Raw genomic sequence first — 22,071 nt, forward strand, 5'->3', positions numbered from 1 at the left:
CCCGCCCTTCACCCGCGTCCTACTCCAGCCGCTTCAGGCTCCCGATGCGGTACGCCCCTTCCAGCAGCCGCTGGTTGTCGCGCTCCGCATTGGCCGTGTCCAGATACAGAATGTGCGGAAACTCATCCAGCTCGATCACGTGGATGCCGTTCTTCGCGGCCTTGAAGGCCTCCGCCAGATCGTTCAGGTCCTTGATCACCTTGTCGTTCACCTTGTTCACCACCTGGCCTCCCAGCCTGTCATAGCCCTGCGCGCTCGGCGTCGGCAGCACCAGGCTCAGAAACACCAGCTTTTTGCGGCCTTCCTCCTCATACTTGTCCGGATACGAGGCGATGCGTGACAGCCGCAGGATCGTGCCCCCGCGCTGTTCATCGCCAAAGGCGTCCAGATACGGATGGGAAAGCTCCTGAAACAGCAGGCCGCCCATCAGCACATAGCGCGGCCCTTTGTCAAAGAGGTACGGCAGCACCAGAAAATCATCCGGCTTGCGCCGCGTCAGCTCGCCGTTCAGCACCACTTCCTTCCCCTCGCGCATCACCTTGATCTCCACCTTGTCCCCCACATACGCACGCCCCCGCACCAGGTGGCTGGAGCTCAGCGCGCCAAACTGCGGGTCCTTGTAGTCGCCGCGGGAATCGATGGAGAAGCCGTTGATCGCCACCAGGATGTCCCCCTTCTTCATCCCCGCCTTTTCCGCGGAGCCGCCCTTCATCGTCATGCTGATCAGCACGCCCGGCGCGTCCGGTTTCAGCCCCAGAAACTCGCGAAACTGGTCGTCCAGCGTGGTCTGCATCTCCATGCCCAGGCTCGGAAAGCCCTCGTAGCTGCCGTCCGCGGAGTCTTTCAGGAAGTGCTCGATGATCGGCGCCGGCAGAATGGTCGTCACCTGGTTCTTGGAGTCGTAGGTCAGCAGCAGGCCCACCAGCTTGCTGTTCTTCACCACCGGCAGCGTGAAGCTGTTCGCCTCGCTGCGGATGATGCCGTTCGCCTCATACACCAGGAAGCCGGACCCCTCCACATTGTAGCGGCGGGTCATCACCTTGCTGATCCTCAGCTCGCTCTTGATCAGCTCCCCCACGCGCCCCGTCTGCAGAATGTCCACCTTGTCATCAATGCGGCTGCTGCTGTCCACCGCCATCGGCTTCAGTCCCGCAAAGAAGGTCTTCTGCCGCTCGGAGGGCGCGGACTCCAGCAGCGCCAGGTTCGCCTCGTAATCCACCGCCACCACCTTCGCCGGCAGCTTCATGCCTTTGTCCGGAAGCTCCAGCTCGATGTAGGTCGCGTCCGCCACCATCTGCCCGGTCACCAGCACACGGTTTCCCGCCAGCACCACGCCCAGCCCGCGCCGGCCCGAGGGCGACTCCTTCTGCCACGGCAGATGCAGGCTGTACGGCTGGGAGGTGGCGTTCACCTTCACCAGCGAGTTGCTCTGCACCACCTGCGGCGCTGCGGCCATGGGTTCCGCCGGCGCGGGAGCCCGCTTCTTTTTCGGCGCTTCAGCCGTGGGCGTCTGCGCCTGCACACCGGCCGCGCTGAGGATCAGGAGAAAAACAAAAGTTTGGGAAAGCTTCATGAAGGCGTCGAGGCAAAAGGTTCAAAAGGGGGGCGGATCAATCACACGCAGCGGCTATTCATCGCCCAGGTAGGTGTCCTCCAGGATGTTGTAGGTCTCCATGATGCGTTTGTGCGCCGCCTCGGCCAGCTCCCGCTTCAGCACCAGCGGCCGGTTCTTCTCCAGCAGCGTGATCTCGATGAACGGCTTGTCCTTCTTCGCCAGCGCCGTCTGCACATCCTTCAGGGACCTGATCTTCACCCCGTTGATCTCATCCACCACGCTGTGCGCGTAGGGGGTGATCCACGTGTTCACCTCGTCCGGCAGCACGTTCGTCAGCACCACCGGCTCCGGCCGCTCCACGTAGAGCTTGTCCGTGAGGAAGTTGTCAAAAACATAGTTCACCGTGTCATCGCGCATCTGGTGCGCGTCCATCAGGTTCCGGTCCAGCGGCTGGAAGACAAGGCCTGCGTTCACGATGTAGCGCGGCCGCTGGTTGTACTGCGCCCCCAGCCGCACATACGGGTCAAAGCGCTTCAGCGTCACCGTGGCCTCCTGCTTCTTGCCTCCGCGCAGGTACTTCAGCTTGATCGTGTCCCCGGCAAACTTGCGCTCCACGATCTCGTTCATGTCCATCAGCTCGCCTTCAAACCGCACCAGCCCGTTGTTCATCACCGGGTTGTCATCAATGCTCAGGATCACATCGCCGATTTTGAGCAGGTCGCCCACGCTGCCCTGCGGCTCCACATCCCCCACCATCACGCCCACCCCGTCATTGCTGATCCCCAGCGCCTTCGCCTGCGCCGGGTTTTCAATCGGGAAATCACTCGCCGCCAGGTCCACGTAGTGGTCATAGCGCCCGTCTTCGATGTCCTTCAGGAAGCGCTTGATCACCGGCACCGGAATCATGTACCCCACGTTCTGCGCCACCCGGCCGCTGAACCCCTGGAACGCCACGCCCACCACCTTGCCCTCCTGCATCACCGGCCCGCCGGAGTTCCCAGGATTGATCGCCGCGTCCACCTGGATCGCCAGGTGCGAGTCCACGCTCGTGTGGCTGTAAGGCCGGAAGTCAATGCGCGACACCACCCCGCGCGTCACCGAGATGCGGTCCCCGCCGATCGGATAACCAATCGCGATCACCTCCGTGTTCAGCTGCGGGATGCCCCCAAAGTCCAGCGGCTTGAGCTTTTCAAAATGCTTGCCGTCCTCCGCCTCGATCAGCGCCAGGTCGCAGTCATGTGCGATGTGTACAATCCTCGCCGGGTGCGGCTCCGGATCGTTCGTCGTGCGGATCAGAATCCGCGTGGCATTGCTCACCACGTGCGCGTTCGTCAGAAAGCGGTTTTTGCCAATGAGAAATCCCGTGCCGCTGCCCCCGCTCGGCTGCCCCGCGTTCCATGGCTCGCGGTAGTCCGGCACCAGCACCGAAACATCGATGTTCACAATCCCTTCCCACGCCCCCGAGGCGGTGTCGATCGCCTGGTTCGCGGTCGGAGAGGGCGGCGGAGCCGGCTGCGCGCTGAGAGCGGATGGCAGCAGCGCCAGGGCGAGAAAAGGCAGGAGCGTACGAATGTTCATGCGAAAGAGCGTAATTCACAACATACGCCTCCCGCCGCTTCTAACACAAGTTTGCTGATGAAATAATCTCAGGGAAAAACCCGGCCTCAGCGTGTTCGTTTACAAACACGCCGTCCTAGCCCGCTCTCACTTCGTAGGATGGTGCCGTCCACCGGCGCCCGGCAAACACCACGCCTAGGCGTTTCGCCCAGCGGCGCACGGCGCTGCGCAGCGGTTCCGGCCATAAAAAGCCCTTTGACTTCCAGAACCACCCGCGAGCTGGCCTTCACGCTCGCTGCCAGGCCTACTTCTTCCCAGCTTTTTTCTTTTCGATGAACAGCTTGTTAAAGGCATTCTTTTTAGCCTCTGCCTGCTTCGCGGCCTGCGCCTCGGCGCTGTTCGGATTCGCCGGGTCCGTGATCATCGGAAAATCATCCGTGCGGAACGGCGTCACCGGCAGCCCTTCGGCCGAATACACATTGCACACCGGATTGTCCGCCCACGCATACCTCACCGCCACCGGCTTCGCCACGCCTGTGGCGCTCACGGAGATCTGATTCGTGCCCCGCTTCGAGCCACCGATGATCTCTGCCTTGGCCCACACCCACTTCCGGTCTTCTCCACAGATGGCAAAACCCTTCACCTCGTCCGTGTCCACCGTGCGCAGGCCCAGCGGCGCGTAGTCAAAGGTGATGAGCGCCTTGCCGCCCTCAAACTTCGCATCCTTCAGTTCCGGGCTGCGGTACACCAGCTTCTGGCCGTAGTCATTCACCAGCGCCCAGCGCGCCAGACGCTCCGCCACGTCGCGCTTGTTCTTCGGGTGGATGTCGTTCGCCTCGCCCAGGTCCGTGATCACGCACTGGCCCGTGTGCGGCAGTTTCTTCATCGTCAGCGTCTGCGCCTCACGCAGCTCCGCCCAGTCGCTCTCCACCGGCTCCGTCTGGTAGGCCTTGTAGTCCGCCAGTTGCACCCAGTAGAAGGGGAAATCGCCCTGCTTCCACTCCTTGCGCCAGTGCTCGATCATGAAGGGAAACAGGTCGCGGTACTCCTTCGCGCGTCCGGCATTGGACTCGCCCTGGTACCAGATCACCCCTTTGATGCCATAACCAATCGTCGGATGCAGCACCCCCGCATACAGGTTCCCTGGGCGATGCTGCCCCGTCATCGGATTCTGCGGCGGCCGCGGCGCCTGCGCCGTGAACATCTTCCCCGCCTTCACCGCCTCCATGCGTGCCTTGGCCCAGGCTTCCATCTTCGTCTTGTGGTCTGCCACCTGCTTGTCAAAAGCCTCCTTGGTAAAAGTCGCCTCCTGCTGCTTCCAGCGGGCGATGGTCGCGGCAAACCGCGCATCCTTCTCCAGCACATCCCGCTTCACCCACGCCTCGCAGGAGCTGCCGCCCCAGGCGTTGTCAATGAGCCCCACCGGCACGCCCAGCATCTCCCGCAGCACGCGGCCAAAATGATAACCCACCGCCGTGAACTGCGCCGCCACCGCCGGCGTGCACTCCTCCCACTGCCCCTTGAAGTCGTCCTGGATCTCCTGCGTCCCCACCTGCGGCACCGAGATCAGCCTCAGTTGCGCATCCTTCGCCTGCGCGATGTCCAGGTCCGCATCCCACGTGCTGCCCAGATTGAACCCCATGTTCGACTGCCCCGAGCAGATCCACACCTCGCCCACCAGCACGTTTTTCAGCTCCTTCGCGCTGCTGCCCTTGATCATGATCGTCGCCGGCTTCGCATTCGCCGGCACCGCATCCAGTTTCACCGTCCACTTGCCCTTGTCATCCGCCTTCGCCGTCTTCGTCTGCCCCGCAAACGTCACCGTCACCTCCGTCCCCGGTGCATCCCACCCCCACACCGGATTCGCCTGCTTCTGCTGCAGCACCATGTTGTCGCCAAAAATGGCCGGAAGTTTCAGTTCCGCACGGGCGGAGACAGCAAGAAGGGTCAGGAGGCAGAGGAGGCGCATAAGTCGGGAAAAAAGAGGAGCGTTGGGAACGCTGCGTGAGGGCGGATCATTGCAGCGGGATGCTGATTTAAAATGACGAAACCAGAATGAGGAATGACGAATGAATATCGAATGAAGAAGGCCGGAGCCCGGACGGATCTCACCGCTTATCAAACTTCACCTCCGAGCGAAAATTCCGTCATTCGAGCTTGGTCATTCATTCCTCATTCTGGTTTCGTCATTTGCGCCGCCGAAGGATTGCACTCCCTTCCCCCTCCCCCCTGTGCTAACCTCCCCCGTGACCCGCCTCGCCCTCGCCGCCGCACTCCTCCTCTCCCTCGCCGCCTGCGGCAAATCACGGCCGCGCGCGGACCTCGTCTTCATCAACGGCGCCGAGCCCGAGAGCATCGATCCCCACGTCGTCACCGACCAGGTCGGCATGCGCGTCGCCTCCGCCTTGTTTGAAGGCCTCTGCCGCATCGATGAAGCCGGCCAGCCCCAGCCCGGCCTGGCCGAGCGCTGGGACGTCACCCCTGACCGCAAGACCTACACCTTCCACCTGCGCCCCGGCACCACCTGGAGCGATGGCACACCCCTCACCACCCAGGACTTCCTCTACTCCTGGCAGCGCATCCTCAGCCCCGACTTCGGCGCCGACTACGCCAGCCAGCTCTACGTCATCAAAAACGCCCGCTCGTTTCACGAAGGCACGCTCAAAGACTTCACCCAGGTCGGCGTGACCGCACAGGACGACCGCACCCTGCGCGTCGAGCTCGAGAACCCCACTCCTTACTTCATCGACCTCTGCGCCATCACCCCCTTCTCCCCCGTGCCGCGGCACATCATCGAGAAACTGGGCACTGCCTGGATCAAGCCCGGCTCCCTCATCGGCAACGGCTCCTACACTCTCGAAGACTGGCTCCTCGACGACCGCATCGTCCTCCGCCGCAACGAACGCTACTGGGACGCCGCCAACGTACCCCTGAGGACCATCGACGTCCTCCCCATCTCCGAGCCCAACACCGCCATCAACTACTTCCTCACCGGCCAGGCCGATCTCATCATGGACAAAGGCATGGTGCCCACCTCCCTCACCGCCAAACTCAAGCAGCAGCCCTACTTCCACACCGGCCCCTTCCTCGGCAGCTTCTTCACCCGCTTCAACGTCACCCGCGCTCCCTTCGACAATCCCAAGATCCGTCTCGCCTTCTCTCTCGCCATCGACCGCAGACGCATCACCGAAAAAATCACCCAGCTCGGCGAGCACAATGCCTTCAGCCTCACCCCGCCCGGCGCCGGTCAGAACTACCAGCCGCCCCCCGGCCCCGAGTTCAACCCGGAGCGCGCCCGCCAGCTCCTCGCCGAAGCCGGTTATCCCGGCGGCAAAGGTTTCCCCCGCGTCGAATACCTCTACTTTCCCAAGCCCATCGAACGCAACATCGCCGTCGAGCTTCAGGCCATGTGGCAGGAGCACCTCGGCGTCAGTGTCGATCTCGCCAGGCAGGAATGGAAGATCTACCTCGACTCCATGAAGGAGCTGAACTACGACGTCTGCCGCAGCAGTTGGGTGGGCGACTACAACGACCCCGGCACCTTTCTGGAGATGTTTCTCTCCACCAATGGCAACAACCGCACCGGCTGGGCCAGCCCCCGGTACGACGCCCTCATCGCCGCCGCCGCCCGCGAGCCCGACCTCCACCAGCGCAACACCCTCTTCCAGCAGGCCGAAAAACTCCTCGTCACCGACGACTGCGTCATCCTCCCCATCTACCACTACGTCGGCGTCCAGTTCTACCATCCCGACCGCCTCACCGGCCTCCAGCCCAACCTCATCGACGACCACCCCTTCCGCTGCATCCACTGGAAGTAACCCCCGCCGCACCAGCCCATCCACCCGCGCCCGCGGCACGCGGCACCCTAAATAATGCCAGGCATTTAGTTATTGCCGTCACGGCCTTTTTCGCCACATTCCTCTCCATGAAGCCCGCCCAATCCTCTGATCCCCAACGCCCCCCGCTCGAAGAGCAGCTCGTCGGCGTCAACGCCAAAACCGGCCTCTACCCCGGCGCGCGTTCCTGGTCTGGCGGCAGGCATCGCATCCTCGGCAAAGGCCCCCTCGAATCCTACTGCTACCACGTCATGTCACGTACTTGCGGCGGCGAAGTTCATTTCGACGACGTCGAAAAAGAAGCCCTCCGCCGCATCATCTGGCGCATGACCGAATTCTCCGGCATCAAAGCCGTCACCTACTGCATCATGCGCAATCACTTCCACCTGCTCGCCGAAGTGCCTCACCGCCAGACCTGGCTCCAGCGCTTCGAGGGCCCGGATGGCGAAACAAAACTCTTCGACCACCTCTCCACCCTCTACAGCCGCGCCTACCTCGGCCTCCTCCGCGATGAACTCGCCGACCTCCGCGCCCGCGGCATGCACGCCCTCGCCACGCGGCGCATTGAGGCCCTCAAAAAACGCTTCTGCGATCTCTCCCTCTTCGTCAAAGAAATCAAAGAGCGCTTCAGCCGCTGGTACAACAAACGCCACTCCCGCCGCGGCACCCTCTGGATGGATCGCTTCAAAAGCGTCCTCGTCGAAGGCAAAGGCGAGCCCCTCCGCACCATGGCCGCCTACATCGATCTCAACCCCGTGCGCGCCGGCCTGTGCAAGGACCCCAAGGACTACCGCTGGTGCGGCTACGCCGAAGCCCTCAGCGGCAGCCGCAGAGCCCTGCGCGGCCTCTGCAAAGCCCTTAGCAAACCAGTGGACGGCTGGCGTTCCTCGGGCGCCGCCGAAGCCTACCGCTGCCTCCTCCACGACGAAGGCCGCGAGATCAAAGACATCCGAAATAAAAAGGTGCTTCGTCCCGGCATCACCCCCGCATCCGCCCGCGCCGTGCTTGCCGCCAAAGGCAAACTCACTCCCTCCGAGCTCGTCCGCCTCCGCGTCCGCTACTTCACCGATGGCCTCGTCCTCGGCAGCAAAGCCTTCGTCGAAGACATCTTCACCACTCACCGCGATCACTTCGGCCCCAAGCGCAAACACGGCAGCCGCCGCATCGCAGAATCACACGCCCCCTTCTACACCCTGCGCCAGTTGCGGTTGCGTCCTGTAAGCTGACCACCGCGAAAGCAGGCAAGCAAGCCCCCTTGCTCCACCTACTTCGCCACCCCCGCCACCGCGATCCCCACCTCCACCGTCGGCTCCGCCGCATCATGCATCGGCGGCTCCATCGGCTTCCCTCCCGCGGATTTGAGATCATTGCCCACGGACCAGATCAGGCCTCGCGTCGCATCATACTGCAGCGGCGCGCCCGTGTACGGATCCACCGGCACATCCAGCAGAAAGTTGAAGGTGCGCAGTTGTTCCAGAGTCGTGGGCAGCATTTTCTTCTCCGCAATGCAGCGCCTCACCGCAAACAGCGTGATGATCAAATTCCCCCGCGTGCGCACCAGCCCCAGCATCGCAGGCAGCGGCGTGTAGTTCTTCATTCGCTGATGGTAGTAGGCCATGCCCGCGGAATTCGGCTGGTAGGAGGCCTCGGCGGCGCCCTCGTCTTTCAGCCGCACCTCCGCCGTCTGGGCCAGCGGTACCAGCACCTCCGTTTTCATCTGCCGGAAGGCCGTGGCGAAATGCTGCAGCGTTTCATACGGCTTGAAAAACAACCGCCCGGGCCGGTGCAGTTGCACACCGCCCGGCATCGTGTCCAGGTTCTCTCCGCTCTTCGGGCCCAGGATCAGTTTCTTCTCATGCACGTAGTATCCATTCATCGCGCCCTCCAGCACCTCCGCCGTCGGCTGGCACACATTGAACTGACGCTGAAACTGCCGCAGCATCGCCTCCGGCAGCTTCGTCTGCCGCAGCAGATCCGCCAGCGTCTGGCCCGCCAGCGTCTGCGCCTCCAGCGAGCGCTGGTAGCATGAAGGCCACGCCCAGATCTGCTCCAGCCGCCAGCCGAGTTCCGCCAGATCGATCGCCGAGGTAAACGCCGCCTCCTCCTGCATGCGGCGCGAAAGGTACGCCGCCTCCGCCTGCTTCAGCACCAGCGCCTGCCGCCAGCGCGGATCTTCGCAAGGATCAGCCGCATGCCACGCCGCGTGCGTCGGGTGCCAGTCCGCGTCCTCCAGCAAATCCCGCAGATTGTCCAGCGCCGCCCCGTTCGCCTGCACCACCCGCGAGAGCGTCGGCGTGTCCCACAGCCACGGCGGCCTGCCATACATCTCCTCCTTCTCAAACGGCACCAGCGCCTTCAAAAACTTCCACAGCTTCTCCGGCGTCTGAATCGTCACCGCCTGGTCCACCGGCCGGTTCAGCAGCAGATCCTTGTCCAGCCCTGGCGCCTGGTCATCCACATACAGCCACGCGATGAAAACCAGCGCCAGCAATCCCATGCTCAAAATCGCCAGCGTGGACCACGAGGCCTCCCGCTCCACCGCATGTCTCGGCCGTTTCGTCACCAGCCTAGAGGCCGGCACCCGCGGCGGTGTCACCGTCGCAGAAGCTTTCTCCTTTTCCCCCTCCGCCTTCTTCTCCACGGGCGGCGGCGTCTGCACCTGCGGCACCGCGGCGCTCGTCGCCTCGCGCCGTTTCGGTGCAGGCTCAGGCTTCGGCTTCTCTTCGCTGCGGCGCGTCTTCTTTCCAGGCGGCGCATCCTGCCATTCCAGATCCAGCTCCCATGGCGACGCCCACGCGCCACCCGATTCTCCGCGGCGCGCGGGCTTCTCGGCTGGCGTTTCTGTCGGCGAGTGGGGCCGGATCATGCGCCGCAGTATGAATGCGGTCGCGCCTGCGAGCAACGAGCGTCGTGCTCTTCTCGCTCTCTCTCCTCCCTCCGCCACGCCATCAAGCGGCACCCGCCCAGCGGGTGCTCGCTCGCGCTCACCTCCCACTCCCTGCCCAGCCCCAGCGCCCCCTGCAGCTCCCGCCCGCGAAACCCCGCCCGAATGCTCGTCTGCATGTCATGCCGCTGCACATGGTTGAGCTCCGCCACCTCGCAAAACAAACGCCCCAGCACCGAGTAAATCCACCGCCGCGCCGGCTCCACCGCCACGATCAGCCGCGTCACCGGAGACAGCCGCGCTCCCAGCACCCCGAGCTGTTCCTGCGTAAAATGGTGCAGAAACAAATTCGCGATCACGATCTCCGTGTCCGGCAGCGCCTGCTCCAGCACATTCCCGCGCGCCCAGTGCGCCCGCACCGGCCAGTGCTTCGGCCTCGGCGCCAGGTCAAAGGCATGCAGATCCTCCGCCGCGCAGCAGCCAGCCTCCAGCAGCCGCAGGCACAGCGCCCCATCCCCCGCGCCCAGCTCCGTCACACGCCACCCTTCCTCCCGGTGCCGCCGCACCATCCGCTCCACCCACCGGTGGTTCCCCATGATGCCGTTGATTTGCAGCATTTCCTCCCGCGCGCGCAGCGCGGCGGGGTCGTCATGCGGCAGTATGTCCAGCAGGTCTGTTTCGATCGTTCGCTTTTTCATCATCTCGTGGCTTCAGTGACAACGCAGCACCCTCCCCTTCAGGATGTCTCGCGCTTGCACGGCCCATCGTGCATCACCCGCGGCGGCGCTCACACATTTTCCGCTCAACCTGCGCCATTGCACAGCCGCCATGCCGCGCCGAATTTCGCCTCCCCCCGCCACGCATGGATTCCTCCTCCGCCACCGCCTCTGGTCCCGCCAGTGCTGTTATCACCCGCTTCCTGGTGCAGCATCGCCTTCTCGGCTGGCTGGCCATGCTCTCCCTTCTCGCCTGCGGCTGGCTCTCCTTCCAAAGTCTGCCGCAGCAGGAGGACCCCACCTTTCCCACCCATGATGCCGTGCTCATCACCGTTCATCCCGCCCTGAACGCTGCGCAGATGGAGCAGCAGGTGACCGCAAAGCTGGAGGCCGCGCTCACACAAATTCCCACCGTGGAAAAACTGCAGTCCCAGTCAAAGGACAACATCTCCACCATCACCATCCGGCTCCAGTCGGCCCGCCAGGACGTTATCAACCAGCAATGGCGGCAAACACGCCAGCTTTTGCAGACGGTGAAACTCCCCGAAGGCTGTCTCGATCCACGCCTGGAGACCGACTTCCAGCTCCCGGCCACGATGCTCTTCGCCGTGCTCGGAGATCGCGCCGCCGCCGGCGCCGACGAAATCGAAAATGCGCTGAGGTCCGTTCCCTGCAGCGGCCGCATCCGCCAGTTCGGCCATCCCCCGGCCGAGATCGCCTCCTTTGAGGACATGATGGCCGCCGGCTACACCGTCCGCACGCTGCACCGCCCGCAGGATGGCGCGCTTCAGCCCGCGCCCGCCGTCCTCGTGGGCGTGGAGATGAAGGCAGGAAACATCATTCACGATTTCAAGCAGGCCGTGCTGGCAAAAATCAGCACCACCTCCCTGCCTGAAGGTGTCCAGGTCATCACCGTCTCAGACCAGCCTGCGGCCACCGCCCACCGCATTGGCGAGTTCCTGCGCTGCTTCATCGAGGCCGTCGTCGTGGTCGTGCTCGTGGCCCTCCTGCTCATGGACTGGCGCACCGCTCTCGTCGTGGCCGTGGCCATCCCGCTCACCCTCGCCATGACCCTCGCCGGCATGGCCATTCTCCATGTGCCCCTGCAGCAGATCTCCATCGCCGCGCTCATCATTTCCCTGGGCATGCTGGTGGATGATCCCGTGGTCGCGGCGGATGGCATCAATCGTGAACTGGCGGAAGGGCAGCCGCGCGGCACCGCCGCCTGGCTCGGCCCCTTCAAGCTGCGCCGCGCCATCTTCTTCGGTACCGTCATCAATATCGTCGCCTTCCTGCCTCTCACGCTTCTCCCCGGGGACATGGGCGCCTTCATCATCACCCTCCCCATCGTCATCACGCTGGCGCTGCTCTCATCGCGCATCGTGTCCATGACCTTCATCCCTCTGCTCGGCTTCTACCTCCTGCGCGGCCAGAAGGGCTTTGACGCCACCTCCGGCTCGCACCCGCTGCACCGCCTCGTTCCGTTTTACAAAGGCGCGCTGCAGTTCGCCCTCCACCGTCCGCTGCTCACCATCATCGCCGCTTACGGCCTCCTCGGCGCCAGCACCGCGCTCATCCCCTTTTTTGGCAAACAGTTCTTCCCCGTGGCGGAGCGGAATCAGTTCCTCATCGATCTTCAACTGCCCGAAGGCAGCAGCGTCCAGCAGACGCAGAAGATCACCGCGCAGATCGGCGAGACCCTCCAGCGCGAGCAGTCCGTGCAGAGCGCCGTCATCGTCAGCGGCGGCGGCACGCCCATGTTTTACTACAATCTCCTGCCACGCCAGCCCGCCGCCAATGTGGGGCAGGTCCTGGTCAACACACGCCATGCCGGAGACGTGCCCGCGCTCATCGTCCACCTGCGCGAAGTGTTTGACCGCGAGATCAAAGACGCGCTCTGCCTCGTGAAACAGATCGAGCAGGGCCCCGCACTCGAAACTCCCATCCAGATCGAAATCAGCGGCGACGACATTCCCGCAAAGACCGCCCAGGTCAGCCACGCGCTGCGCTCCGCCGGCGCCTACAAGGTGCACGATGACTCCGGCATCCTCTCCCGCATCAACCAGCAGCGCACCGTCACCGTCAAGGCCCTGGCCCCCTTTGGCACCCTCGCCTCCGGCATCCTGAACAAGGCGCGCACCTCCTTCCCCACAGCCGGCATTGCCTTCGGCGGGGAGGAGCGCGAGCTCACCAACAGTCAGCGCGAGATGGAGCGCGTGCTGAAGATCTCCCTCGCCCTCATCGCGCTGGCCATGATGATCCAGTTCCGCTCCATCATGAAATCCGTCGTCGTCATGCTCACCGTGCCCCTGGGCTTGATCGGCGCTTTTACCGGCATGGCCACCACCCATGCCTCCTTCGGTTTCATGGCCCTCATCGGCATCGTCAGTCTGGCCGGCGTCATCGTCAGCCACATCATCGTGCTGTCAGATTTTATCGAGGAAGAACGCGCTGCGGGCATCCCGCTGGAGCAGGCGCTCATGCAGGCCGCGCTGGTGCGCCTCCGCGCCGTCCTGGCCACCGTCTTTGCCACCGTCTGCGGCCTCATCCCGCTGGCCGTGACCGGTGGCGAGCTCTGGCGGCCGCTGACCGCCGTGCACATCTTCGGCCTGCTCTTCGGCACCGTGCTGACCCTCGTGCTGCTGCCCGTGCTCTACCTCCAGTTTGCCCGCTGGCGCTGGATCAAGTAGCCGCAAAAATCAGCGCCACATTCGAGCCGCCGAAGCCGCTCGAGTTGCTCATCGCCACACGCGGCGCCTCATCCACCGGGCGGGTGAGGATGTTCACACCCTCGCAGGCAGGATCGAGATTCTGAATCTTGGCCGAGATGGGCATGAATCCCTCCTTCAGGGCGATGCAGCTGATGCCCGCCTCCAGCGCTCCCGCCAGGCACAGCCCGTGGCCGGTCAGCGCCTTCGTGCTGCTCACCTTCGGCCGCTTCTCTCCGGTGAAGGTGGCCTTGAGCGCGCTGAGCTCCGCCACGTCTCCCGCCTGCGTCGCGGTGGCGTGCGCGTTGATGTAATCGATCGCCTCCGGCGTGAGGCTGGCGTCCTGCATGGCGTTCGTCATGGCGCGCGCCAGGCCTTTGCCAGAGGGATCAGGAGCCACCACATCATAGCCGTCGGAGCTCTGGCCCCAGCCTTTGACTTCGGCATACACTTTCGCGCCGCGCGCGGCTGCCTGCTCCGCCTCTTCCAGAACCAGCACCACACCACCGCCGGTGATGATGAAGCCATCCCGCCCCGAGTCAAAGGGCCGCGGTGCCAGCGCCGGATCACTCTGCGAGCTGAGCGCGCGCAGCGAGGCAAACGGCAGGATCGTGTGCAGTTGCTGCTGCCCGTCTTCCGCCCCGACCACAAACATCGTCTTCTGCCGCCCCAGACGGATCAGGTCGCAGGCATGCCCCAGGGCGTGGGAGGAAGAGGCGCACGCGCTGTTAAACGCAAGCGTGGCGCCTTTGATCGCAAAGCGCGCCGTCAGGTTCAGGTGCAGCGAGTTCGGCATGCCCGCAATGATCACCGGTGCTGATGTTCGTGCCGGACCGCGCTTGAAGGTCGAGTCCATCGCCAGAAACGTCATCCACGGCGAGCCCGCGGAGGCGCAGTACAGCCCGGTGTCCGGATTCGAAACCTGCGCGGGGTCCAGGGCGGCGTCTGCAATCGCCTCCTGCATGGCGGCCGTGGCAAACACGGAGTTCGGCACCTGGGTGCGCAGTTGCGCCCGGTTGAGCTGCACGTGGGCGGGAAAGGTCCAGTCCAGCGGATCAGGAGAGGGGAAGTCAAAGCCCTTGATGAACCCGGCGAGTTTCACGCGGTCGTTGGCCGCCGCCAGCTCCGGGATGAACTCAATGCCGGAGCGCGCCTGCCGCAGGCTCTCAGTGACTTCGGCACGGCTGTTGCCAATGCTGGAAATAAATCCCAGCCCGGTGACGACCACGCGCTTCATGAGGCGGCCGTACCAAACTTGGCACGCAGGAATTTCTTCAGATCACCCAGCGTGACAATGCCGCTCAGCTCTTCCGTGGCGATCGTGAGGCCGAGAACCTCCTCGGCCGTCATCACCACTTCGATCATGCCAAAGGAGTCCATTCCGATGTCATCGGTCAGCTTCATGTCATCCGTCACGGAGGCCATGCCGTCCGGCCGGGGATTGGCGGCGTCACGCGCCAGCACGCCCAGGATGATCGCATCCAGCTCGTCGAGATTCTTGGTTTCCTCGAAGCGAAGCGCCGCGGCAACGGTCTCCTCGCTGCAGCGCTTGAGGGATTTGATGATGTCTTGTTTGCGTTCTTCGCTTGCGGGCATGGCCGGTGTTTAGTCAGTTCTGGGGTGGGTTCAACGCTTTTTCAGCACTGAAGATTCCATAACGCTGGATGCCGAGCTCGTAGGCCAGCCAGATGCGGAACAGCGTCAGGGCAAAAATACGGTTCGGGTTCCGCGAGCTGAACAGGAAACGCCGGTAGCGCGACTGCGTGAAAAGCCCCTTCACCGTGCGCAGGGCGCATAGCGGCCAGGTGCGCTTCACCAGCGGCGCATAGTCCTTGAACTGGTAGTTCACAAAACCCGCTCCCTCCGTCGCCGCCCGGAATTCGCTTTCCGGCCTCACCCCCGCGATCTGCGCCTCCCGCGTGATGGCATCAATGAAGTGCCGCCTCGCCGTGGCGTCTGGGTTCTCGCAGGACATCCAGGCCGTGGCCACCAACCGCCCCCCGGGCTTCAGCACCCGGTGGCATTCCCGGAAAAAACCCGGCAGGTCAGGCATGTGCTCCAGGCTCTCCACCGTCTGCACGATGTCAAAATGGTTGTCCGGAAGCTGGTTGGCATACCAGTCCCGCAGCATGAAATGCGTCAGGCCCGGCACGGCGTTGTGCGCCTCCGCATACGCCACCTGCACCGCCGAGATCGTCATGCCCGTGACCTTCACCCCGTGGTTCTGCGCCAGGATCCGCGCCGTGGTGCCGTACCCGCAGCCGATGTCACACACCTCCTTCCCCGGGCTGTGCTGCCCGAGCTCAGCCACGATCTTCACCAGGTTCTCCGCCGCTTCCGTGTCGCTTTCTTTCCCGGTAAACCACACCCCATGGTGAATGTGCTCCCCCCAGATTTCGCGGTAAAACTGGTCCAGGTCGTCATAATGGGAGGCGGCGCCTTCCACGGTGGAGATGTAGCTGGCGTTGGTGTTGGAGGATGCAGTCATGAGGCGGAATCAAGCGTGCGCGGCCTCAGCCTGGAGGCAGGCACGCGTTTGAGCGTGTTGAATGGAATGGTGAGCATGGCGTAAAAGGCCCCCATGCGCCGCGCGATGGGCCCGCGGCAAAACACATATTTCAGAATGAAGTCCCGCAGCACCGAGCGCCCGCGCCCACGCCACGTGCCCAGCCACATGCCCCACTCCGCGCGGAAGATCGCCGCCTTCACCGCCCGCCTCCGGCACCGGTTGTAGGCCGCCAGCAGCTCCAGCGGCTCGCTCCGCGTCAGGATCTCCGCCAGAAACTCCGCATCCGCAAAGCCCGTGTTCATCCCCTGCCCGCCGATGGGGCTCATCCCGTGCGCGGCATCGCCACAGAAAATGATCCGCCCGTCATAATAACGGTCGCAGTTAAACTTCCTCGGCGTGAACACGCTCTCGTTGAGCTGGTCCGCCGCCGCCACGCTGAAGCCGGTGCGCTGCCGCGTCAGCCGGCTCACCAGCCCCGGCGGCGGGTGGTCCATGCGCGTGTCCGTCTGCACCACCCAGCGCCGCAGCCCGCCGGGCATGGGGAAGGACTCCACCGAGCCCTCCGCCGTGAAAAACAGATGCGCCTCATCTCCCAGCCCGCTGCGGTCCACGAAGTCCCCCATCACAAAATGGCAGTCGTAGGAGCGCCCCGGCGCCCGCATGCCCAGGAGGCTCCGCACCGCGCTGCGGCTGCCGTCACACGCCACCACAAACCGCGCCGTCAGCCGCCGCCCTCCGCCCTCCACCTCGCAGTACCCGCCTTGCTGCCGCACATACGTCACTTCACACCCGCTCTCGATGAACTCCTGCCCCAGATGCTTCTGCAGCAGCGCGATGGTCGCCGCCTGCGGCAGCGAAAGGATGAAGCGCCGCTCATCCGGTATCTCCCGAAACGACACACAGCCCAGCTTCCCCCGCTGCCCATGCACAAAACAGTCCCGCACCTGCACCCCGCTGCGGATGAATGCAGACGCCAGCCCCAGCTTGTCCAGAATCTGCAGCGAAGGCGGCGTGATGCCAATCGCCGCCGATTGCGTGATGGGCTCCGTGCGCCGCTCCAGCACCCGGATGCGCTGCCCCTGCTGCTTCAGCAGGCAGCCCAGCAGCAGACCCACCGGCCCCCCGCCCACGATGATCACATCGTACTCAGGAGCTCCCGTCAGAGAAGGTTTGGAAGAAGGCGGGTTCATACCACGGCGGCTTGTGCTTGCGCCATCACGGCAGGTTCCACCGCCGCCGGCGGGATGGCCGCGCCGCAGCGCTCCAGCACCGCCGTCTCCACCGTCAGCCCCGGGCCAAAGGCGATCGCGCACGTCATCGCCCTCTCCGTCTCCGCCTCTTCCAGCAGCCCCTTCAGCACAAACATCACCGTCGGGCTGCTCATGTTCCCATAGTCCCGCAGCACACTGCGGGACATCTCCAGCGCCTCCGCCCCCAGCCCCAGTTGCTCCTCGATCTGATCCAGAATCGCACGCCCTCCCGGATGCACCGCCCATTCGTCGATGTCCCCGGCCGCCAGCCCATGCTTGCCCAGAATGCCCCCCAGAATCTCTCGGATGTTGCTGCCGATCAGCTCCGGCACATACGCAGACAGCACCATGTTAAACCCATGGTCCCCGATGTCCCACGCCATGTGCGCCTCGCTCGAAGGCACCAGCGCCGAGCGGAAGCCATGCACCCGGTAAAACGGCCTCCCCGCCACCGGCGCCCGTGCGCTCACCAGCGCCGCCGCCGCCCCGTCCGCAAACAGCGCATTCGCCACGATGCTCTCCGGCTTCTCGCTCACCTGCAGGTGCAGCGAGCACAGCTCCAGGCACATCACCAGCACCACCGCCTCCGCATTCGCCTCACAAAACTGCGCCGCCATCCGCAGCGCCGGAAACGCCGCATAGCACCCCATGAAGCCGATCGTGTAGCGCTCCACGTCCTCCCTCAGCCCCAGCTCCCGCATGAGGTGGTACTCCGGCCCCGGATTCGCAAACCCCGTGCACGAGGCAAACACCACATGCGTGATCTCCTCCTTCGCAAACTGCGGGCACTCCGCCAGCGTCTTCCGCGCCAGCTTCACCGCCAGTTCTCGTGCCGCCTTCGCATACAGCGCATTCCTCTCCCCCGTGCTCGGCGAGTTCAGCGTCCCGTCCTCCTGCGTCCGGAACAGCCCCCCTTCCTCCTTCATGAAGTCGTCGCTCGCGCTGTAGCGCGTCTCGATCCCCGTCCGGTCGTAAATCATCTCGACCATCCGTTTCGCGCGCGGTTCGGAGATCCAGCCCTTCATGCGCTCCCTTGTAAATTCATTGCTGTAAATGAACTCCGGCGTCTCCGTCGCGATGTGGTGAATGTAGGCGGCCATGACTTCAGGAATGATGACGTTTCAGGGACACGGTGGCATGCACGCGGATCGTGTCTCCCACCCGGATGAAAAGCAGCACCGAGGGCACCGTGATCCCGCTCTTCTTGAGGGAAAGATCGAAATCGAGGTCAAAGGAGGCTTTGTCTTTCTCCTGCTTCCATTGGCTGATCTTCCCCGTCACCGTCTGCGGTTTGCCCAGCAGCGTCAGCTTCAGCGGCAGCACCGCCGGCGCCGCCTCCCCCTGCCGGATCGCCGTGAACGGCGTGTCGATCACCCCGGTGATCAGCGGATGCTCCGCCGCCTTCATCGCCTTGCGCATGTTCTCATCGCGCTTCGCCTCCGCCGTGTCCATCTTCGCCACCTCCACCGTCACCGTCGCCTCCACCTTCGTCGGCCGCCCCTCCGCATCCGTGGTCACGTTCGTCACAAACGGCCTCGCATCCACCTTCCCTCCCCAGTCATGCAGCGTCGAGGTGCCGTTGAAAGCGATCGTGCTGGCGCCAGCCCAGCGGGAGGTCTCCGCCAGCGCGGAGCCAGCCAGGAAAAAGAGCAGGAAACAGGAAAACGAAAAAGGAAAGAGCAGGGAAAAAGATGTTTTCATAAAAGACGAGGTGAATAACAGGCGGACACGCGGACAAAGCCGCATCGAATCAGCGGAAAGCTTCCTTCGGCACAGCAGACCCATACGTACTCAGTCGGGCGTTTGGCGCCGGAAGCAGGAATCAAAGAAAAGACACAATCCATGGTCACACTGAGACCGTGGCAGGGCGCGGGTACGCCCAGCGGTGTCACGCCGCATCAAATCAGCAGCCGCACCGTCGCCATCCGCCGCAGCATCTCACCACCTCCGGCATCTGTACGGTCACGCTCTGCGCGCAGCACCACCTTGTCGCCCGTCATCCGCGGCACCCATGCAAAGCGGCCGGAAAACTCCACCCCTGGCAGGCCGCTGCACGGCTTGTCCTTGCTGTCCTTGCCCTTGATGAGCCGCTCCGTCTCATCGTCCTGGCTGCTCAGCCCGCCCGCCACCTCGCGGGTGGAAAGACTGTGGTCCCCCTCCGTCGCCGGCCGGCAGAAGCTCACCACAAACCTCCCCAGCATCCCCGCATGGTCACAGACCTCCGGCGTGAAATCATCCTCCCGATGGTGCAGCCGGATCTGCGTCCCCTCCTCCGTCGGGCACACCACGATGCGGTGGCTCCCGTCAATCGCCGCCAGCGCCGCAAACACCACCGGCACGACCGACGTCGCCCCGCCTGCATAAGCAAGCAGCAGCAGCAGACCCAGCACACGGTGAACACGCTTCATGCGACAAATTTCCCAATCGTATTAACCCCCCATTCTCCCACACCTCCTCCCCCCTTCAACCTTTTCCTCACCCCTCCCGAGTGATACCACGTCTCATCAGAACCCTTGCGCATTCAGGCAGACGTCACGCACGCCTCCCCCTCCCTCCCTGAGGAAATCATCACTCGCACTGCACCGCGTCTCAATCCCCGTCTTCTCATCAATCATTTCCCCATCCTCCTCGCCCTCGGCTCCGTCGCCCCCTTCATCCTCTCCCTCGCAAACTCATTGCTGTAAATAAACTCCCGCATCTCCATCGCGCTGCGAACATGTTCACGTTCCCCCAAGCCCCAAAGGGGCGGCCTATCGCAGCCCAGGGCAAGCGAGCCTCAGCGAGCGCCGCCCTGGGTCACCGCAGGCAAACCGGCAAGCAAACCCATCGCATTGCCAGTGTCTGCCGGGTGCCAGCAGCCTGCCCTTCGTAGCACGAAGTGCGAAGAACGGGCGTCTGCAAAACGCTCCGCTGCACGCCTGCGCCTGTCAGCACCGAAAACTCAGCAATGGTGGTTGGCCAGGTGCCGTTCACGACGGGCATTTTGCCTCCACCTCACCACGGCATCACATCAGTCGTCCCTTGCTCTTTCGGTTCCAAAAATCATGCCGCCCTTTGACGCCGGTGAATCATCCACAGACATCCCGCCATGCTGAGATACACGACCACAAAACGGAATCCCGTTAGAATAAGGCTTGGACCCTCCTTCGACAAGAACAGCCATGTACAAATGACCAAGAACAGCCTGACTGCAACAAACTGCCCGCACCACCACAGCCACCATTGTCCCAAATGCTTGCGAAGCAGCAAAGCTTGCGGGAATACAAGGATAACTCCAAAACAAACCATGGTGAACAACGGGTAGGCAATGGCCCATCCTTCCGCGCCAAATTTATCCTTCACCGCCCTCGAGAAACTGGTAAGAAAATCGGTTTCTTGGGTCGGGATCCAGCAAATGAACTGGAAGAGAACGTGACTCGCCGGCTCGATGAGCATCCACACCCACGAGACGCGCCACAGTCGTCTGATGAAATACCAGGTGGCAATGGCATTAAGGAGTGAGGTGACCGAATAGAACTGCCTCACTACAACATGGGCGCTCCCCTTGTCAGCAGCGGACTCAAAATAGCTGTGTAAGCCCCACTCGCTTGCACTCCAAATGGCCCCCCACACAAGCCAGGGCAGCATCCAGCGCTTGAAAGTCATCGCTTTCACAGACGCCTGCGGCACGCTCGCCCTCCCACTCTCAGCCTGCGCTATCATGGGTGAATCCGCAGGGACGGATGGAGCCCGGGACGGAGATGAAGATGAAGATGAAGATGAAGATGAGGATGAGGATGAGGATGACCGGCGGAAAACAGCCGGGCCGGGAAACACCACAGTCGAAGCTTTGGGCCGCAGCTCGGGCTCCTTCGCCAGACACCTCTGCACCAGAGCTTCCCATTCCTCGCCCGGGTCGTTTCCGCAGTTCGCATTCACGCCCTCCTGCACCAGTTCCGCGCGGCGCTGCATGAGGGGTGTCACCGGCTCCGTCTTGATCTGAATGGCCACCGCCTCGGCCCCTCCCCGAAAAAACGGCGGCGTTCCCGTCAGCAGTTCATAGAGAGTCGCGCCCAGGCTATAGACATCCTCGGAGGAGTGCGCAGGCAGGCCCCTGAGCTGCTGCGGACTGGCATAGGCCAGCGTGCTGCTGCCATTCACCTCGCTCATCTTGCTCTGTCGCGTCACAGCCTCCTGGATGCGATGGCTGATGCCAAAATCCAGGATCCTTGCCCGCCCTGCAGCATCCACGATGATGTTGGCAGGCTTCAAATCACGATGAATGCGCCTGGCCTCCTCATGCAGGTAGGTCAGCCCTGCGCAGATGTCCTTGCCCCACAGCGCCACCTTCTCCGTTTCGAAGAAATGGCTCTCCTGCTCCTCCAGCAGCTCCTTCAGCGTCTGCCCTGGCACATACTCCATCACAATCGCCGCGATGCCATCCTCCACCTCCAGCCCATAGGTCGCCACCAGGCGCGGATGCCGCAGCTCCTTGCCCGCCCGCACCTCATCCCTCAGGCGCCTCATTTCGCTCTCCTGCAGCACCAGGACACTCGGCAAAAACTTCAGCGCCACATCAGTCTCCTCCACGTGATTCCGCGCCAGCCACACCACGCCCATCCCCCCCGCGCCCAGCGGGCGCAGCAGTTCATATCGCCTGTTAAACAAGAACTGCCCCGCCGTCAGCCGGGGCAGTTGAAGTCCGCCGCCATCACGCGATTGGTTCAAAAAAGGATCAGACTGCATGCCGTAATAGAGGAGACGTTTAGTAGCCACATCCAAAGAAACTGGCGAGATGTTTTTCCGGCCCGCGACATTCCTTGGAAATAAATATTGAGGATTGCATAATAGACTGACTGCTTTGCCTTGAAGGCCAACGGCCTTCCGCAATACAGCCCAGGGGTGCCGAGCGTTAGCGAGTGCTCCCCTGGGTTTTGGCAGCCAGTCCAGGAAGCGAACCCATCATCGGCTTCACGCGCCCCGTCTTCCAGAAGCGTCTCCCGGCTATTCCGCCGCGGGAGAGCTTGTGCCTCCGCCACACACCACGCCCCGGCTCCAGCCGGAGCAGCCTCACTAT

17 protein-coding genes are annotated in these 22,071 nt (G+C 63.5%); 4 read left to right on the forward strand and 13 right to left on the reverse strand.

The window, feature by feature from the left end:
- Positions 1-19 precede the first annotated feature (19 nt).
- The 3 genes from ACILSQ_RS02185 to ACILSQ_RS02195 all read right to left on the reverse strand — a co-directional run bounded on the left by ACILSQ_RS02185 (position 20) and on the right by ACILSQ_RS02195 (position 5,081).
- Positions 20-1,573: a PDZ domain-containing protein gene (locus ACILSQ_RS02185; RefSeq protein WP_395741937.1), complete on the reverse strand. Its 1,554-nt coding sequence runs from the start codon at positions 1,571-1,573 to the stop codon at positions 20-22.
- A gap of 54 nt (positions 1,574-1,627) precedes the next feature.
- Positions 1,628-3,133, reverse strand: a complete 1,506-nt coding sequence (locus tag ACILSQ_RS02190) for a PDZ domain-containing protein (protein ID WP_395741938.1) — start codon at positions 3,131-3,133, stop codon at positions 1,628-1,630.
- A 283-nt stretch (positions 3,134-3,416) separates the two neighbouring features.
- A complete protein-coding gene (locus ACILSQ_RS02195) occupies positions 3,417-5,081 on the reverse strand; it encodes a sialate O-acetylesterase (RefSeq protein WP_395741939.1) in 1,665 nt (554 codons plus the stop codon).
- A 277-nt stretch (positions 5,082-5,358) separates the two neighbouring features.
- On the opposite strand from ACILSQ_RS02195, the gene ACILSQ_RS02200 reads away from it, so the two are divergent.
- Together ACILSQ_RS02200 and ACILSQ_RS02205 are read left to right on the forward strand one after the other, a co-directional pair.
- Positions 5,359-6,930 carry a peptide ABC transporter substrate-binding protein gene (locus ACILSQ_RS02200; protein WP_395741940.1) on the forward strand — a complete coding sequence of 524 codons (1,572 nt, stop codon included), beginning with the start codon at positions 5,359-5,361 and terminating at the stop codon, positions 6,928-6,930.
- Between the two features lie 107 nt (positions 6,931-7,037).
- Entirely contained in the window at positions 7,038-8,174 is a 1,137-nt protein-coding gene (locus tag ACILSQ_RS02205; RefSeq protein ID WP_395741941.1) for a transposase, read from the forward strand.
- 38 nt (positions 8,175-8,212) lie between these two features.
- On the opposite strand, the gene ACILSQ_RS02210 is transcribed toward ACILSQ_RS02205, so the two are convergent.
- Entirely contained in the window at positions 8,213-9,814 is a 1,602-nt protein-coding gene (locus tag ACILSQ_RS02210; RefSeq protein ID WP_395741942.1) for a hypothetical protein, read from the reverse strand.
- Complete coding sequence (locus tag ACILSQ_RS02215; protein WP_395741943.1) at positions 9,811-10,530, reverse strand: hypothetical protein; 720 nt, start codon at positions 10,528-10,530, stop codon at positions 9,811-9,813. The genes ACILSQ_RS02210 and ACILSQ_RS02215 overlap by 4 nt, the downstream gene beginning before the upstream one ends.
- A gap of 164 nt (positions 10,531-10,694) precedes the next feature.
- Here ACILSQ_RS02215 and ACILSQ_RS02220 point away from each other — a divergent pair, with 164 nt between their 5' ends.
- Positions 10,695-13,238 (forward strand): efflux RND transporter permease subunit, encoded by a 2,544-nt coding sequence (locus ACILSQ_RS02220; protein WP_395741944.1) that lies wholly within the window; start codon positions 10,695-10,697, stop codon positions 13,236-13,238.
- Here ACILSQ_RS02220 and ACILSQ_RS02225 read toward each other — a convergent pair.
- The 7 genes from ACILSQ_RS02225 to ACILSQ_RS02255 all read right to left on the reverse strand — a co-directional run bounded on the left by ACILSQ_RS02225 (position 13,231) and on the right by ACILSQ_RS02255 (position 19,423).
- Positions 13,231-14,493 carry a beta-ketoacyl-[acyl-carrier-protein] synthase family protein gene (locus ACILSQ_RS02225; RefSeq protein ID WP_395741945.1) on the reverse strand — a complete coding sequence of 421 codons (1,263 nt, stop codon included), beginning with the start codon at positions 14,491-14,493 and terminating at the stop codon, positions 13,231-13,233. The two genes, ACILSQ_RS02220 and ACILSQ_RS02225, sit on opposite strands and share 8 nt — an antisense overlap.
- Complete coding sequence (locus ACILSQ_RS02230; RefSeq protein WP_395741946.1) at positions 14,490-14,852, reverse strand: phosphopantetheine-binding protein; 363 nt, start codon at positions 14,850-14,852, stop codon at positions 14,490-14,492. The genes ACILSQ_RS02225 and ACILSQ_RS02230 overlap by 4 nt, the downstream gene beginning before the upstream one ends.
- Positions 14,853-14,865: 13 nt before the next feature.
- Complete coding sequence (locus ACILSQ_RS02235) at positions 14,866-15,744, reverse strand: SAM-dependent methyltransferase (RefSeq protein WP_395741947.1); 879 nt, start codon at positions 15,742-15,744, stop codon at positions 14,866-14,868.
- Positions 15,741-16,955 carry an FAD-dependent oxidoreductase gene (locus ACILSQ_RS02240; protein WP_395741948.1) on the reverse strand — a complete coding sequence of 405 codons (1,215 nt, stop codon included), beginning with the start codon at positions 16,953-16,955 and terminating at the stop codon, positions 15,741-15,743. Before ACILSQ_RS02240 ends, ACILSQ_RS02235 begins: the two co-directional genes overlap by 4 nt.
- A complete protein-coding gene (locus tag ACILSQ_RS02245; protein WP_395741949.1) occupies positions 16,952-18,115 on the reverse strand; it encodes a type III polyketide synthase in 1,164 nt (387 codons plus the stop codon). Before ACILSQ_RS02245 ends, ACILSQ_RS02240 begins: the two co-directional genes overlap by 4 nt.
- 4 nt (positions 18,116-18,119) lie before the next feature.
- On the reverse strand, positions 18,120-18,716 hold the full coding sequence (locus ACILSQ_RS02250; RefSeq protein WP_395741950.1) for a YceI family protein: 597 nt from the start codon (positions 18,714-18,716) through the stop codon (positions 18,120-18,122).
- A 197-nt stretch (positions 18,717-18,913) separates the two neighbouring features.
- A complete protein-coding gene (locus ACILSQ_RS02255) occupies positions 18,914-19,423 on the reverse strand; it encodes a hypothetical protein (RefSeq protein WP_395741951.1) in 510 nt (169 codons plus the stop codon).
- A gap of 105 nt (positions 19,424-19,528) precedes the next feature.
- Here ACILSQ_RS02255 and ACILSQ_RS02260 point away from each other — a divergent pair, with 105 nt between their 5' ends.
- A complete protein-coding gene (locus ACILSQ_RS02260; RefSeq protein WP_395741952.1) occupies positions 19,529-19,699 on the forward strand; it encodes a hypothetical protein in 171 nt (56 codons plus the stop codon).
- Positions 19,700-20,057: 358 nt separating this feature from the next.
- Here ACILSQ_RS02260 and ACILSQ_RS02265 read toward each other — a convergent pair whose 3' ends face one another.
- A complete protein-coding gene (locus ACILSQ_RS02265; protein WP_395741953.1) occupies positions 20,058-21,884 on the reverse strand; it encodes a serine/threonine-protein kinase in 1,827 nt (608 codons plus the stop codon).
- Positions 21,885-22,071 lie beyond the last annotated feature (187 nt).

It is taken from the genome of Prosthecobacter sp. (assembly GCF_044227185.1).
Taxonomy (GTDB): domain Bacteria; phylum Verrucomicrobiota; class Verrucomicrobiia; order Verrucomicrobiales; family Verrucomicrobiaceae; genus Prosthecobacter.